The organism is Clostridium sp. KLE 1755, from assembly GCF_000466465.2.
GTDB classification, from domain to species: Bacteria; Bacillota; Clostridia; order Lachnospirales; family Lachnospiraceae; genus Eisenbergiella; species Eisenbergiella porci.
The window spans coordinates 1-14,246 of the sequence record NZ_KE992768.1 but is presented as its reverse complement, the minus strand read 5'-3'; the positions used below and the strand labels follow the sequence as shown (position 1 = coordinate 14,246).

12 protein-coding genes are annotated in these 14,246 nt (G+C 49.5%); 2 read left to right on the top strand and 10 right to left on the bottom strand.

Features of this window, described 5'->3' with window-relative positions; translation table 11 throughout:
* Window positions 1-123: 123 nt before the first annotated feature.
* From HMPREF1548_RS24155 to HMPREF1548_RS24145, 3 genes are all read right to left on the bottom strand, one after another.
* Window positions 124-1,752, bottom strand: coding sequence for an extracellular solute-binding protein (locus HMPREF1548_RS24155; RefSeq protein WP_021639328.1), 1,629 nt, complete (start codon window positions 1,750-1,752; stop codon window positions 124-126).
* 92 nt (window positions 1,753-1,844) lie between these two features.
* Window positions 1,845-2,774: a carbohydrate ABC transporter permease gene (locus HMPREF1548_RS24150; RefSeq protein ID WP_021639327.1), complete on the bottom strand. Its 930-nt coding sequence runs from the start codon at window positions 2,772-2,774 to the stop codon at window positions 1,845-1,847.
* Window positions 2,775-2,787: 13 nt separating this feature from the next.
* Window positions 2,788-3,717 (bottom strand): ABC transporter permease, encoded by a 930-nt coding sequence (locus tag HMPREF1548_RS24145; RefSeq protein WP_021639326.1) that lies wholly within the window; start codon window positions 3,715-3,717, stop codon window positions 2,788-2,790.
* A 526-nt stretch (window positions 3,718-4,243) separates the two neighbouring features.
* Here HMPREF1548_RS24145 and HMPREF1548_RS24140 point away from each other — a divergent pair.
* Window positions 4,244-5,311, top strand: coding sequence for a carbohydrate-binding family 9-like protein (locus HMPREF1548_RS24140; RefSeq protein ID WP_035323749.1), 1,068 nt, complete (start codon window positions 4,244-4,246; stop codon window positions 5,309-5,311).
* Here HMPREF1548_RS24140 and HMPREF1548_RS24135 read toward each other — a convergent pair.
* Both HMPREF1548_RS24135 and HMPREF1548_RS24130 read right to left on the bottom strand, forming a co-directional pair.
* Window positions 5,301-6,668, bottom strand: coding sequence for an ADP-ribosylglycohydrolase family protein (locus HMPREF1548_RS24135; protein ID WP_021639323.1), 1,368 nt, complete (start codon window positions 6,666-6,668; stop codon window positions 5,301-5,303). The two genes, HMPREF1548_RS24140 and HMPREF1548_RS24135, sit on opposite strands and share 11 nt — an antisense overlap.
* A 340-nt stretch (window positions 6,669-7,008) precedes the next feature.
* Window positions 7,009-7,647, bottom strand: a complete 639-nt coding sequence (locus HMPREF1548_RS24130; RefSeq protein ID WP_035323748.1) for a DJ-1/PfpI family protein — start codon at window positions 7,645-7,647, stop codon at window positions 7,009-7,011.
* A 167-nt stretch (window positions 7,648-7,814) separates the two neighbouring features.
* Here HMPREF1548_RS24130 and HMPREF1548_RS24125 point away from each other — a divergent pair, with 167 nt between their 5' ends.
* On the top strand, window positions 7,815-8,753 hold the full coding sequence (locus HMPREF1548_RS24125; RefSeq protein ID WP_021639320.1) for a helix-turn-helix transcriptional regulator: 939 nt from the start codon (window positions 7,815-7,817) through the stop codon (window positions 8,751-8,753).
* 19 nt (window positions 8,754-8,772) lie between these two features.
* Here the strand turns inward: HMPREF1548_RS24125 and HMPREF1548_RS24120 are convergent, their stop codons facing one another.
* From HMPREF1548_RS24120 to HMPREF1548_RS24100, 5 genes are all read right to left on the bottom strand, one after another.
* Window positions 8,773-11,115, bottom strand: coding sequence for an ABC transporter permease (locus HMPREF1548_RS24120; protein ID WP_021639319.1), 2,343 nt, complete (start codon window positions 11,113-11,115; stop codon window positions 8,773-8,775).
* Complete coding sequence (locus HMPREF1548_RS24115; protein WP_021639318.1) at window positions 11,108-11,803, bottom strand: ABC transporter ATP-binding protein; 696 nt, start codon at window positions 11,801-11,803, stop codon at window positions 11,108-11,110. The genes HMPREF1548_RS24120 and HMPREF1548_RS24115 overlap by 8 nt, the downstream gene beginning before the upstream one ends.
* Before the next feature lie 222 nt (window positions 11,804-12,025).
* Window positions 12,026-12,496 (bottom strand): GNAT family N-acetyltransferase, encoded by a 471-nt coding sequence (locus HMPREF1548_RS24110; protein WP_021639316.1) that lies wholly within the window; start codon window positions 12,494-12,496, stop codon window positions 12,026-12,028.
* A gap of 55 nt (window positions 12,497-12,551) precedes the next feature.
* Window positions 12,552-13,751, bottom strand: a complete 1,200-nt coding sequence (locus tag HMPREF1548_RS24105; protein WP_157065733.1) for a HAMP domain-containing sensor histidine kinase — start codon at window positions 13,749-13,751, stop codon at window positions 12,552-12,554.
* Window positions 13,752-13,832: 81 nt separating this feature from the next.
* Window positions 13,833-14,246 (bottom strand): response regulator transcription factor (locus tag HMPREF1548_RS24100; protein ID WP_021639314.1); only part of this gene is annotated, 414 nt, incomplete at its 5' end.

The following is a 14,246-nucleotide window of genomic DNA, read 5'->3' as shown; positions in this document are numbered from 1 at the left end:
CCAAATGGCAAGGCGGCAGGGATTTGTCTGTTCAACTGTTTATAAAGCTTCTTTCCAGCTTACCGCCATCCTGGCGGTTTTACGCTGGCGTGCATATGCTGCCTGCCCGCGAAGGCGCAGCTTTTATTCCACTACTTTTTCAATACCGCGGACATCCATCCAGTCTTCCAGTCCCAGCGCATACAGGCCGTCAACATAGCTCTGCCACTGTGCGTCATCGTCAATATCCATTTCGCCGGAAATGAACATTGCCTGTCTTTGGTTGAAGTAATCGGTGAGCGCGCTTGCGATGTCAGAATATCTGTCGATTTTGTCAAGCGGGATCCAGAAAGAAGGAATGGTAGTCTTGGTCAGATAAGGCTCATAGGTGTCTTCCATAACCTTCTTTTCATTATAGGTGGGATGATCCTCGATGTATTTAAAGCCGGAAGGCATATATTTGGGCAGAGACTGCGGCCACAGGTTTCCCCAGCTGAATTTTTCCTGATCCTCCTCTGAAAGAGTCTTTACATCAATGGCACGGTAGCCGTCGTCTTCCTTGAATACAACGGTTCCTACAGGGCCTCTGTTACATCCGATACCGTTTTCCAGCTGGAATGCATTGTCAAACCAGCGGCAGATCACTTCGGGATGCTCTGCGTTATCGGTAATAACCGCCTGTGTCCTGTACACACTGAAGCCGTTGGTATCTCTCATCCACATGCCGCCTTTATCCGTATTCAGTACGGGGAGTACATCGAACTCACTCTTTTCTCCGCCCTCCAGAACAATACCGGAGAACTCACCGCTGCCGTATGCGATGGAAACCCCGTAAAGATCACGGTTTCCTTTGCCTTCCCAGGTGGAGCTGTCCTGTGTGAAAATCTCCAGGTCAATCAATCCCTGCTCATACAGGCTGTTGAACCAGCTTAAAAATTCCCGGTAAGTGCTGCTTGCGCCTGCAAATACCACCTCGTCATCCAGGATTCCTATGCCTGATTTTCCCATGGGCAGTCCGAACCAGCCTGTCATCGATTCAATATGCTTATTGTTGGGGTCTGCGGAAAACGGGATTTCATCGTTAGGATCTCCGTTCCCGTTCGCGTCCTGTTCCTTGAACGCCTTTAACACGGCTTCGAACTCTTCCGTTGTTGTGGGCATGTCCATCCCCACATTTTTCAGCCATCTGCCGTTGATATAAGGAGAATAGCCTACCTTGGTATCGTCACAGACATATGGAATGGCATAGATATGTCCGTCCGGAGCCGTCATTTCCTCCCTTACGCCGGGCAGATCCAGGATCTCCGTAATTCTGGGGCAGTACTCGGCAAAATAATCCTCCAGGGGAATAAATACCCCCTGATTCACGCCATAGGTCAGGATCATACTGTCGCTTAATGTCCATCCGCCGACAACATCCGCGTAATCTCCCGAGTTCAAATCCAGATTCAGTCTCTCGGTAGCCGTTTCATAAGGGAAGATACGCATTTCAACATCCACGTTGGTCTGCTTCTTGAACTCATCAAGCATATAGTACTCAGGTTTTTCCTTGGAATCGTCGCAGAAAATGGAAAAGCCGTAGGTTCCCTCGTCCACCAGCGGCAGCCCCACCTTATACATGACTCCGTCCACCTTGCCGCTTTCATCCACGACAGCCTCCGATACCTCCCCCGATGCATTTTCCGTTGTACTTGCAGTGCTGCTGCCGCAGCCTGCCAGGGACGTCACACACATTGCCGCCGCCAGCACTAACGCAACCGCTTTCTTTTTCATTCTTTTTCCTCCTGTTTTATATATTGGCAGCCGCCCTTTGGCTGCAGCTGCCTGTATTCATCCGGCCCTCTGCCGGTAAACACCGCAATGCGTCAGCCCTTCAGGGAACCAATCATTACTCCCTTGACAAAATACTTCTGGATAAAAGGGTATAAAAGCAGAACCGGGATACTGCTGATAATAATCAGGGAATATTTCATAACATCAATCAGCTGCTGTTTTTCCCGGAGCGCAGCCCTGGCCGCTTCTGTCGTGGCGGTCTGCGCCAGCGCCGTTTCATTGGTAATCAGGATATTACGCAGCACCAGCTGCAGTGGATATTTTTCGGAATCGGAAATATAAACCAACGCGGAAAAATAGGAATTCCAATGCCCTACGCCGTAATAAAGAACCAAAATCGCCGTAATGGCTGCAGAAAGCGGAAGGGCAATCCTGAAGAAAAACTGTCCCTGGGTACAGCCATCGATTTCCGCCGCCTCATACAGCTCTTCAGAAATATTGGATTTGAAAAAGGTTCTTGCCACAATCATGTTGTATACGCTCAGGCAGCCGGGCAGGACCAGCGCCCACATGGTATTGAGCATGTGCAGGTTGCGGATAACCAGGTAGGTGGGGATCAGGCCGCCGCCGAAAAACATGGTGACCATATAAAAAAGCGTTACAATTTTCTTTCCCCCGAACCTGTCCCTTGAAAGCGCATAAGCGGTGGGCAGGGTTACCACCAGATTGATGCACACGCCGCAGACCGTATAAATAATGGAGTTTAAAAAGCCTTTCATAACGGCACTGTTTTTAAACACCTCCGCATAGCCGTTCAATGTGAATCCAATCGGCCTTAAGATTACCTTGCCGCCGGACACCGCGCTGGGATCGCTGATGGAAGAAATCACCACCCAGTAAAGCGGATATGCCACAATCAGCAGAATCAGAGTCAGTACAATAAAAACAACCGTATCGAAGATCACGTCCTCTTTGCAGCGTTTCATCTTCTTTTTCCTGGGAGCTATTTTAGGTTCTGTCATCTCGTTGTTCCTCCTACCAAAGGCTGTTGCCTGAAAGTTTATCCGCGGCTTTGTTAACAATCAGCAGCATTACCAGATTGACCAGTGTATTAAAAAGCCCGATTGCCGTGGAATAGGACATGTCGTTATTAATAAGGCCGACCTTGTATACATATGTGGAAATGATTTCCGATACGTTCAGGTTCAGGTCGTTCTGCAGCAGATACGCCTTCTCGAAGCCTATGGAAAGGATACTGCCGCAGTTCATAATCAGTAGGACCGTTGCCGTAGGCATAATGGAGGGCAGGTCAATATGCCTGATAAGCTGCAGCTTTGTGGCGCCGTCACATTTGGCCGCCTCATGCAGCTCGGGGCTGATTCCGGAAAGAGCCGCAAAATAAATGACCGAACTCCAGCCCATTCCCTGCCAGATACCAGTCCATACGTAAATGTGTCTCCAATATTCTTTTTTCGCCATAAAGTTGACAGGATCTCCCCCGAAAAACTGTACAATATTATTGATAACACCAACCGAAGGGGATAAAAACAGGATGATCATACCGCACATGACCACCGTGGAAATAAAGTTCGGTGCATAGGTAACCGTCTGAATCAGCTTCCTGTATTTTTTGTGCCGGAATGAATTCAGCAGCAACGCCAGGATAATGGGGATCGGAAAGGACACGATCAGGCCGTACAGGCTCAGAACAAGCGTATTCTTAATTGTTGATGAAAAATAGGGGGATTCAAAAAACCTTTTGAAATAATACAGTCCCACCCACGGGCTTCCCCAAATCCCCGCTTTCGCATTGTACCTGCGGAACGCCAGCTGTACGCCGTACATCGGAATATAGCTGAAAATGAAAGTCAGCACGACGCCCGGTATGCAGAAAAGCCAGAGCGATATATCACGCCGCAATGCCCTCATTGTTGATCCTTTCTTTCTCTTTTTTTTCGTTTTCATGCACTTCTCCCTTCTTGAGCTGTTATTTTAGATGTTTCTGCGGTACGTTTTTCCCTCGTCACGCTTAACATTTTTAACATATGTTCATTATGTTTACAAAAAAACTGTAAGCACGCTTTTTATCGTAATTTTCCATTAAATTCTTTTCGTTTATATGTCGTTTTTGTTAGGTAAATAATAACTTTGCACATGCACTTTGTCAATCTGTTTCATACATATTTGTTCATTTTTTACCATTTTTACAAAACATATAAAATTATTAGTGTTAAATTTTGTTCATTATGTATCTTTTGCATTTTTCTAAAATAACCTTTTTATGAGTGTTGGTTTTGGTCATATTTTCGCTTATTTCGTATATTATTGTTTTCCTCTCAGTGACAATCGACCGTATTTTTTGTTCTTTCTTTACTATAGTGTTCATTTTTGTTGAATATTTATGAACATAGTGATACAATATCAAAAAAAGCGGGAGAAAGGATGTCCGGATAAACCGGTATCCGTTTCTTCCCGCGGAAAAGAGGTTCTTATGGACAATATCCGCATTCCTGTTCCGGCCGTTGATTTTCACCCGCCTGTGTATTACTGCCGCAGGGCAGGGACGGCTCTGCAGCCGGACGGAAATCTGGACAAGGATTTCTGGGCTGACGCTCCTTTTACGGATGAATTCATCGACATCCAGGGACCGCATATGCCCGCTCCGCGTTTCGGGACACGGGTTAAGATGCTCTGGGATGATGAAAACCTATATATCGGGGCGCAGCTTTACGGAGATGAGATCTGGGGAAATGTAACAGGACGTGATGAGGTCATTTTCCAGGATAACGATTTTGAAATCTTCATTGACCCTGACTCCGACACCCAGCAGTATTATGAATTTGAAATGAATGTGTTGAATACGGTATGGGATTTGTTCCTTCCGGCCGCCTACCGTGACGGGGGAAATGCGGTTAACGGCTATGACATCCACGGCCTGCGCACCGCTGTTGCAGTTAAAGGGAGCATCAACCGGCCGGATGGGGAAAATACAGGCTGGTCCGCGGAGGTGGTGATTCCCTTTCGGGCGATCACCGAATGCCTGCCGGGGAAAAGGGCGCCGAAGGCCGGGGAGTATTACCGCATGAATTTTTCCAGGGTGCAGTGGACTGTGGACAAGGAAGACGGATGTTACAGAAAACGCACCGACCCTGTAACCGGCAATCCCCTGCCTGAGGACAACTGGGTATGGGCGCCAACCGGCGTCATCAATATTCATTATCCTGAGCTGTGGGGATTTGTCTTTTTCACGGATGGGCAGGAAGAAGTGGGCCGCGCAGGCTCCATTCCGGAGGATGAACGGCGCAAATGGGAGCTGAGAAAGCTTTATTATGCCCAGCAGCTTTACCGGGATGAGAATGGTCATTATACGAACGATTTTACGGCGCTGACGGAGATCCTGCACAGATATGCGGCTCTTCCGGAAAATGGAAGGGTTCTGCCGCTTGCTTACAAAATCTCCGTGACGCCGCATACGTTTGAGCTTTCCTGTCCTTCCGCCGACGGAAAACATATAGTTGTGCTTTATTCTTCCGGGAAGGCGGAGGTAATTACGGCCTGAGGGTACGGCTGACAGCAATGGTTCGTTTTACAATCTCCTCCACAGGGATCCTTGTATAGCTGTTTACGCTGGAGCAGATGATCTGCTGCACAGGCGTTTTCCATTTGTCCGGAATTTTGTCAGCGCCGCAGGCGATCCCTGCGATGGAACCGACCGTAGCCCCATTGCAGTCCGTATCAAAGCCGGTAAGCACCGCATGAATTACCGCTTCGCTGTAATCCTGGCCGAAGCACAGCACGCAGGCCGTCACTATCAGCGCATTAGGAATGGCCAGGCACCAGTCAAAGTGATCCTCTTCCTTGTATTTTCCGTGGATCGCCTCCTCCAGTGCTTTCCAGGACGCGCCGTCCCTCCACTGGCTTAATAGCAGGGAAAGCTCATGGTAAAGCCGGGATTTTAACGGAATCTGCTTCATGGCTTCCTCCACCCACTCACAGGGCCGGGGGAAAACCGCGGCGGAGGCAATGAGTGCGGCCGTATACATGGCGGCGTAAACGCCGTTTTTTGACTGGGCCACCACTGCGTCGCGGCAGGCCATATCCGCAGCAAGCGCAGGATTGCCTGCCGCGATATATCCATAGAAATCCACCCGGATCTGCGCGCCGATCCACTCACGGAAGGGATTGGCAAGACGCCCGGATTCCGGCGGCAGCACGCCATGCATCAGATTCCTGTAGGCAACGCGTTCCGCCGTGCAGGTATGAAAGGCAGGCAGTCCGAACAGCCAGGATTCCGCCACATCCTCCGAGGTAAAGCCGCTGCCCGCCCGCTCAAGGACGCGCAGGGAGAGCACGGTATAATTCATATCATCATCCACCGGATAGGTATCCATGTTATTGATCCAACAGATTTTCTGGCGGTCATAGGCGGTGCCTGGATCCCTGTCCGTCACCCCGTATTTTTCCCGGATTTCTGCATCAGTTTCGGAATGCATATAGCTTCGCAGGGGATACTGTCCGCTTTCCTTGAGAAAGCCGCGGATTTTGCTCCGGCTCCAGCCCTCTACCGGAATTCCCAGCAGGCAGCCAGATGCCCTGCCTATCCAGGCGCCCTTCAGGCGATTCTCCAGTTCCTCTTCCGGCACCGGACGGCACAGGCTGCTGCCCTGCGCGGCCTTTCGGATATCCTCACAGGCCTCAGGTTCTTCATATGGAAACATGGCTTCAACAGGGCAATTCTCCATTTCCAACAGAAGCTCCCTGGCCTGTTTTTCCTTTTCCTCCCCGTCTTCCATGGCGGCAATTTTCTCCGCCCGGGGAAGAAGCGCCTCAATCTGCCGGCCTTCGTCCCTGCACTGTCTGATTTCATCCCCAATGTTGCCGCTATCCTTCATCCACAGCATTTTTTCCTTTAACATGGCGTCCCCTCCTGAATGTGTTTATGCATGTATTTCGGCATGCATTTATGCATGTGTTTCTGAAAATGTTTCTGAATTTGCCCCTGAATATATCTTCTAATATGTCTTTGAGCAGAATTTTACTGCTGCTATTCTTTCACTATAGTTGAACTCAGGAAAGGACGCAATATAAAATACATGCTTTCCATGTAAAACATTCTACTTTATATAAAAGTCCCGATAACCAATCCGTTACCCTGCTTTCCCAAAAAGGGAGCAGGTAAATACATTTGCCTGAGACAGAGCTGAATACGGCTAGTGTCAATGTGACAAGACACCAGGCACTCCGGCCGAGGCCAAATCAGTTTTCTCCGCCAGATGGCAAAGACTGCATGAGGGCAAAGAAATATTCAGGTCTGCCGGTGCTGAAATATCCATACCACGCTTCCAATGTATCCGCCTGAAAAACGCCCAAATACTCAATAATTTGTTTCGTCCACAGCAAAGCGCCTGCGCTGTCCGCCGTAATCAGGTTGTTATCCGCCGCTGAAGGCATATCCACATAAAAGCCCTGCCCCTTATATTCAGGAACAAACATTTCAAGAAATCCCGGTCCATTACTGGTGTGAAGGCGATTATCCAGCAGCCCGTATCCGGCAAGCGCAGCGGTGGCTCCGCAGATCGCACAGACCGCAGCTCCAACGGAAAGAAGCCTGTCCGCCTTTTCGAGAACCGCTCTGTGCCTTGGATCATTCCAGGTATCTGCGCCCGGCAACAGTAGCACGCTTGCTTCACTCACTTCAATATCATCGGTGATACAATCAGGCACAATTTTCATCCCTCCCATGGTAATGACCGGCTCCCTGGAACAGCTCACCGTTTTGAGGGTCACGCGCGGCGCATCCTTTTTGAAAAAGCGGCCTGAGTTCAGCTCTGAGGCAACATGGCCCAGTTCCCAGTCGGCTAAAGTATCAAGAACATAAACATAGATTGTATACATAATTCTCCTCCATTTGTGACAGTTCAGACGGAACGCAACCGCTATCTCCATTTTCATTGCAGCTTCGCCCAAAAGGCAGATTGATTTGTAAGCTTTTTTATTGTACCATGTGATTACTGCCAGCATTATGGCAGCAATTAAAATAAAATCCGGAAAGGCGGCTGCAAATGAAAATAGACAGGCTTGTGAGTATTATAATGGTACTTCTTGACAAAAATCGTATCGGCGCGCAGGAGCTGGCAGATATGTTCGAAGTTTCACTGCGCACAATATACCGGGACATAGACGCGATCAACATGGCGGGGATTCCTGTCCGCGGGACCTCGGGAGTGAACGGCGGCTTTGAAATCATGCCGGAATACAAGCTTGATAAAAAGGTTTTCTCAGCTGCGGATCTCTCCGCTATCCTGATGGGGCTTTCCAGTCTTTCCAACATGATTCACGGTGATGAGCTGATAAACGCCCTGGCGAAGGTCAAAAGCTTTATCCCTGCCGACAGAGCCAAAGACATTGCGTTGAAAGCAAATCAGATATTTATAGATTTAAGCCCATGGATGGGCAACAGGAACATGCAGCCGTATCTGGAGAAAATCAAAGCTGCCCTGCAGGAAAGCCGGCTGCTTTCTTTTGAATATGCAGACCGTTACGGCAATAAAACAACCCGCACAGCCGAACCGTATCAGCTTGTATTGAAAAGCAATCACTGGTATCTGCAGGGCTTTTGCCGCAAAAGAAATGACTTTCGTTTATTCAGGCTTTCCCGCATGTCAAAGCTGCAGTTACAGGAGGAAGCTTTTACACCCCGGGATTTTCAAAAGCCCCAGCTGGAATTTGCGGATTTCCCGGCCTCCATGCAGTCGGAAATTAAAATCCGCATCCATGAAGCCATCCGGGAAAAGGTCCTTGATTACTGCACTGAGGATAACTTTTCTCCGGACGGTGACGGATATTACCTTGTCAGCTTCCCTTTCATAGAAAACGATTACCACTACAATATTCTTTTCAGCTTCGGAAATCAATGCGAATGCCTGGAGCCGCCGCATGTACGTGCGGAAATGAAGCGCAGAATCCATGAAATAGCTGCTTTGTATGAAAACCAGGCATAAGCTCTATTCCGCTCCCACGTTACAGCGCATGGATAGTTTCCACGATATCCATGTCCCTGATTTTCCTGGCAGGCCCTCTTACCGCCAACAGGGTGGCGGCGACGGTCACTCCCACTACAACTGCCAATTGCAGGAATGGCACCTGCCAGGCCGTTCCCCAATGGCTCGTGACCATCATTTTAAATACGAAATGGTGTGCCGGAATACCCATGGCAATCCCCAGTATGGAACCTAACGCCGCGTATACAACAGCCTCCGCCCTTACCATGTGAAGCAGCTGGCCGCCCTCCATGCCGATGGCCCTCATCACGCCGCACTGATTCATACGGCTTGTAACACTCATGTTAATGCTGTTAATAATATGCAGTACGGCTATCATCAGAATAACCGCCAGGAAACCGTAAACAAATACCGAAAAAGAAATCATAACAGCCTGGCTTTCCGCCTTGCTCTGCCTGGCATCGGAAAAGGTAAGCCCAAGCCCGGCGGCCTGTTCCCTCAGCTGCGTTACCATTTCCTCCGATGCCCCCCTTTTCAGCTGTATATCCAGTATGGTAAAGGCATTTTCCCCGGTAAGCTGGCGGAAGCTGTCTTCAGAACAGATGAAAATGCTCTCGCCGTTTTCACTGTCAAAAGGGCTGCTGCCAAGCACTCCGGCAATCTGCACCTGCCTGAGTTCCCCGTTCAGCTCCAGTTCCAGTCTCTCCCCCGTATGCCAGTCCCTGCCTTCTCCCGCGACTGCAAGCACCTTTCCAGGTGTTCCCCTCACTTCCTCAATGCTGCCCTCCTGCAGGAAGTCCTCCGCCCAGCCGAACTGGTGCTCCTCATAGGAGACCAAATAGGACATTTCCTGAGTCTCCGACTGCTCCCCGGAGAAAGGGACATCAAATGCAAACATTCTGCCGTATACCTTATTTATCTCCGGATTCTTTTCCAGTTCCTCATATATTTTATTTTCAATGGAACAGGTATTGTCGGCGCTCACCAGGGAAAGATCAGGACTCCAGGGACGCAGCGGCCGCACCGCATGATGCATGAAATCAACGATTCCTGAGAAGCTCATAAACATCAGGATGCTCAGGGCAAAGGACACGGTCATCAGCAGCAGGTTCTTCCGGTTTTCCAGGGCATGATAGATTCCCAGATTCCTGTCCACCTTACCGGCCCTGAAAAAACGCATATTTTTCATCTGTCCGGGCAGCCGGGCATTGCCGCTCACCGCCGTAAGCGGGGATACGGAGGATGCCTTTTTTGCCGGGGAAAGGGAGGCGAGCAGACAGGCGGCCAGGCCAACCGCAGCCCCCGCAGCCAAGGCCGGGATGCTGATGCCAAACAGCGGGATATCTGAAAAATATTCCGGATTCATCACCCGCAGGAAACCGCACAGCATCCAGATCACCAGCACGCCCACGGCAAGCCCCGCCGGAATTGCCTTCCGGCAGTAGCGCATTCCTTCCTTTATGACAAAACGCTTCACCTGTTTTCTGGTTGCCCCCAGACAACGGAGCATGCCGAAAAAACGGATCCGATCCGTAACACTGGTCTGAAAGCTGCTGGTTATCATCAGCACCGCGGCCGTGAGGACGAAAAGGAAAAGAACCGCGGCCGTTCCGTAAATTCCTACGAAAAAGGGATCATCGCTCTGCCCCATCGCCGCCAGAAGATAGGCATTTTCTCCTATCGAATCGGGAGTAATGCCAAGACTCTCCGCAATTTTCAGTTTCTCGGCCTGGATGTTGGTAAAGGGCCGGAATTTGATATAATAGGCACTGCTGTATTCCTCCGGGGAAAACAGTCTGCGCAGCGTTTCCGCCGACATCAGGATTCCTGCCTGATCCGCCTTTAATATGGACGCCGTATCCCCGGCGACAGCTGTAATCAGAAGCTGCATATCATCGCCGTCAGGCCTCTCCAGGGTGATGCTGTCCCCCGGCTCTATTCCAAAGGTCCGGGCCATTGTCCCGGTAATCAGGGCTTCGTTTCCTTTATCCGGCCAGGTTCCCGCCTCCAGCCGGATTCCCAGTTCCTTTGCCAGCGCCTCATCAACGCCTAAAATATTGGCGGCCTTGCCAAAAAGCGTGTATCCGGAACGGGAGCCAACGCTTTCCAGATAACCTGAGACGGCAATCTGCGGGCGCAGGGCCACTATCTGCTCCTGTTCCTTTGCCATATCCTTTATCCCAATGTGCCAGCTGCCGTATTGTTTTTTCATTGAGATCTGCTGTGTCTGCAGCTCCATATCCGCCATGCCGAAAATCGTGGCTACCAGCGCTACCGCCAGAAGGATAACGAAAAGGCTCATACGGTTTTTCCGTTTATGCTTTTCAGCATACTCCTTTACCAGATCGAGATAACTATTCATATATAGCCTCCCTTCCGGCATTCACTTCCTTCAGGCAGCCGTCTGTCACCTGAAATACCCGGTCCGCATCCGCCGCAATGTTCATGTTATGTGTGATCATAAGCACTGTCTGACGGTATTTGCGGGACAGGCTGTGCAGCAGGGAAATGACCTCACGGCTCGTCCTGGAATCCAGGTTGCCTGTAGGTTCATCCGCCAGAATCAGCGCCGGATGATTCATCAGCGCCCTTCCAATCGCCACTCTCTGCTGCTGTCCCCCGGAAAGCTGGCTGGGCAGGTGCTTCCTTCTTTCCTTCAGCCCCAGATTTCCCATCAGCTCCTCCACGTATGCCATGTCCGGCTTCTGGTAATCCAGAAGCACCGGGAACACCAGGTTCTGTTCCACGGTAAGCTCAGGTATCAGATGGAAGCCCTGGAAAATAAACCCGATGTTCCGCCGCCGGAATACGGTCCTTTCCTTTTCCTTCATGGAAAAAAGATCCCTGCCCTCCACCAGTATTTTGCCTGCGCCCGGTGTATCCAGTCCGCCCACCAGATTTAACAGCGTGCTTTTCCCGGAACCGGATTCTCCCACCACTGCCGCAAATTCTCCTTTTTGCAGCGTGAAGGATACGTTTTTCAGCGCCTCCACCTTCGCATCTCCTGTGCCGTAGGTTTTGCCAAGATTTTCTACTTTTAAGATTTCCATCCTGAACTTCCTTTCTTAATGTTTATAGAATTGATGCTTTCCCGGCTGAGTATTCCGGGAAAGCTTTATTTATTTGTTGAAAGTAAGTATAATGGATGCGCCTTACGCCAAGGTGTATGGCAGCTTGCAAATTTGTAAGATTACCAGTTAACTTTCATACTTTATTACCAGTAAAGTAAATCATAGACTAATTTTTATCACTTTGCATCCGTAAAATATTTACTATATATAAAGCTGCATACTGGTATATTTGGACTTTTTTTCTCTAAACCCTATTTTTTCATACAACGATTTTCCCATATCAGTAGCAGATAACTCTAATTTAGAAATGTTATATCTTTTTGCTTTATCAATTAACTTTGACAAAACCTTCGTTGATATTCCTTGTTTTCTGAATTGCGGCTTTGTATAAACATTTAAAATCGTACCAATCTTACCTGTTAAAAAGCTCGGGTTAGCCGGTTTTTCAGAAATTGAAAGGTAAGCTGTGGAAACAGTCTCACCGTCTATTTCCGCCAGTACCGCAATAAAAGATTCATTTATATTCCTGTTTAAATAGTTTATCATTTGATTTATAATTTGAGATCTTTCTTTTTCTGATAAGCTTCCTCTGTCAGAAATTAAATATTCTAATCTTAAGTTAATAAGTGTCTCAATATCTGATTTTGTTGCCTCGCGATATACAATTTCCATGAATACCTCCAGTTAAGTTTCTCTTATCTTGCCACTTCAGATGTAGCTATATGATTTAGGACACAATGTTTTTTCCCCTATAAGGAAGAAACACCGTAAACAAAGCGCCCTCTCCCAAGGTACTCTCCACACTTATCGTCCCTTCATGCCCTTCCACAATCGCCTTGGCCAGAGGAAGCCCCAGCCCGGCCCCCTCCCCGTCATTGGAGAAACGGCTCCTGTAGAATCGTTTGAAGATAGCGTACATGTCCTCAGGATGGATACCGTTTCCGTTGTCCTTTACCTGAATCCTTGTTCCGGTTCCCACCGCTTCCCAGGAAATCTCTATTTTCCCGTCTTCTTTTGTATGATCCAGCGCATTTTTCACCAGGTTGGAGACGGCCTCCTGCATCCAGTCCCTGTCGCACACAGTATAGCAGGCCGGGCTGCCCTCCAGAATTATCTCTTTGCCCTCCCTCTGTGCACGTGTTTCAAATTCCGAACGGATATCCTCCATCAGCCCGCGCACCTTCACCTCCTGGCTACCGAACCGGATCATATCCGCATCCAGCCGGGCGATTTTAAGCAGATTCAACACAAGCGTCTGCATCCGTTCCAGGGCGGCCACGGATTTGGCGGCGAATTTTTTCACCGTTTCCTCTTCTCCGCTCTCCTGTTGAATGATATCCTGATACATAAAAAGAGCGGCCAGCGGCGTTTTCAGCTGATGGGAAATATCGGAAATCGTATCCTTCAGAAATTCCTTTGCCTTCATCTGGGCTTCCCTGTGGGAATTCAGCGAGGATGCCATTTCATTCACCGCCGTGGAAAGCAACGCGAAATCACCTTCCCCTTCGGCAGCGATCCTCCGGTCAAAATTTCCTTCCGTAAACCGGCGCACATTTTCTTCCATTTCCTTAAGCCTGATATGCTCCCTTTGCAGCAGCCAAAATACCAGAAATACCGACAGGCCAATGGCTGTCAGGCCAAAAACGAAGTAGACAGCTCCCCATTTACCGCCCAGGGAACGCATGACAGGCATCAGGTAAACCGCCAGCGTCTCTTCATATCCTGCCTGGCGCATCAACAGCCTGCCCTGCGCGGCCATTTCTTCCGATATCTCCCCGGCGAGCAGCTTTGCCGCCCGGGCCGGATCCACACCGGCCTCCAGCAGCGCGCCCGCCGCTTCCGCCTGCTGTTGCAGATACACTTTTTTTATATCCTCCATCTGCCTGAACAGAAGGAAGCCGCCTGTAAATACCAAACATAATATCAAAGCGGCGCTTCCCGCCAAAAACCTGCGTATATCCCTGTCTTTCCCTAAACTTCCCACCATTAAACTCCTTTGCCGCCAGACTTATTCCTTCCACTGATAACCAAGCCCCCGTACTGTGAGCAGATGCTTCGGAGAAGAAGGCTCCTCTTCTATTTTACTCCGCAGCCTCCTGATGTAAACGGACAGCGTATTATCGTCCACAAACTCCCCGTTTCCGTCCCAAAGCCTGTCAAGGATCCGTTCCCTTGTCAGAATCATGCCCTGATTCTTAAGAAACAGACAAAGCAGCCGATATTCCTGCGCTGTAAGCTCAAGCGGCTCCTCCTCCAGCCAGGCCCTGTTTCCCACCAGATCCACCCGGATACCGCCGGACTCCAGCACAGGCTCCTGTATCGCGCCCGCCCCTTTTCCTCTTTTTCCGGCTCTTCTTTGCAACGAATGAATCCGGGAAAGAAGTTCGTTGAGCCGAAACGGCTTGGACACATAATCATCCCC

Coding starts and splice junctions, on each gene's coding strand:
- HMPREF1548_RS24155 (WP_021639328.1), bottom strand. CDS start 1,752: ATGAAAAAGAAAGCGGTTGCGTTAGTGCTGGCGGCGGCAATGTGTGTG.
- HMPREF1548_RS24150 (WP_021639327.1), bottom strand. CDS start 2,774: ATGACAGAACCTAAAATAGCTCCCAGGAAAAAGAAGATGAAACGCTGC.
- HMPREF1548_RS24145 (WP_021639326.1), bottom strand. CDS start 3,717: ATGAAAACGAAAAAAAAGAGAAAGAAAGGATCAACAATGAGGGCATTG.
- HMPREF1548_RS24140 (WP_035323749.1), top strand. CDS start 4,244: ATGGACAATATCCGCATTCCTGTTCCGGCCGTTGATTTTCACCCGCCT.
- HMPREF1548_RS24135 (WP_021639323.1), bottom strand. CDS start 6,668: ATGTTAAAGGAAAAAATGCTGTGGATGAAGGATAGCGGCAACATTGGG.
- HMPREF1548_RS24130 (WP_035323748.1), bottom strand. CDS start 7,647: ATGTATACAATCTATGTTTATGTTCTTGATACTTTAGCCGACTGGGAA.
- HMPREF1548_RS24125 (WP_021639320.1), top strand. CDS start 7,815: ATGAAAATAGACAGGCTTGTGAGTATTATAATGGTACTTCTTGACAAA.
- HMPREF1548_RS24120 (WP_021639319.1), bottom strand. CDS start 11,115: ATGAATAGTTATCTCGATCTGGTAAAGGAGTATGCTGAAAAGCATAAA.
- HMPREF1548_RS24115 (WP_021639318.1), bottom strand. CDS start 11,803: ATGGAAATCTTAAAAGTAGAAAATCTTGGCAAAACCTACGGCACAGGA.
- HMPREF1548_RS24110 (WP_021639316.1), bottom strand. CDS start 12,496: ATGGAAATTGTATATCGCGAGGCAACAAAATCAGATATTGAGACACTT.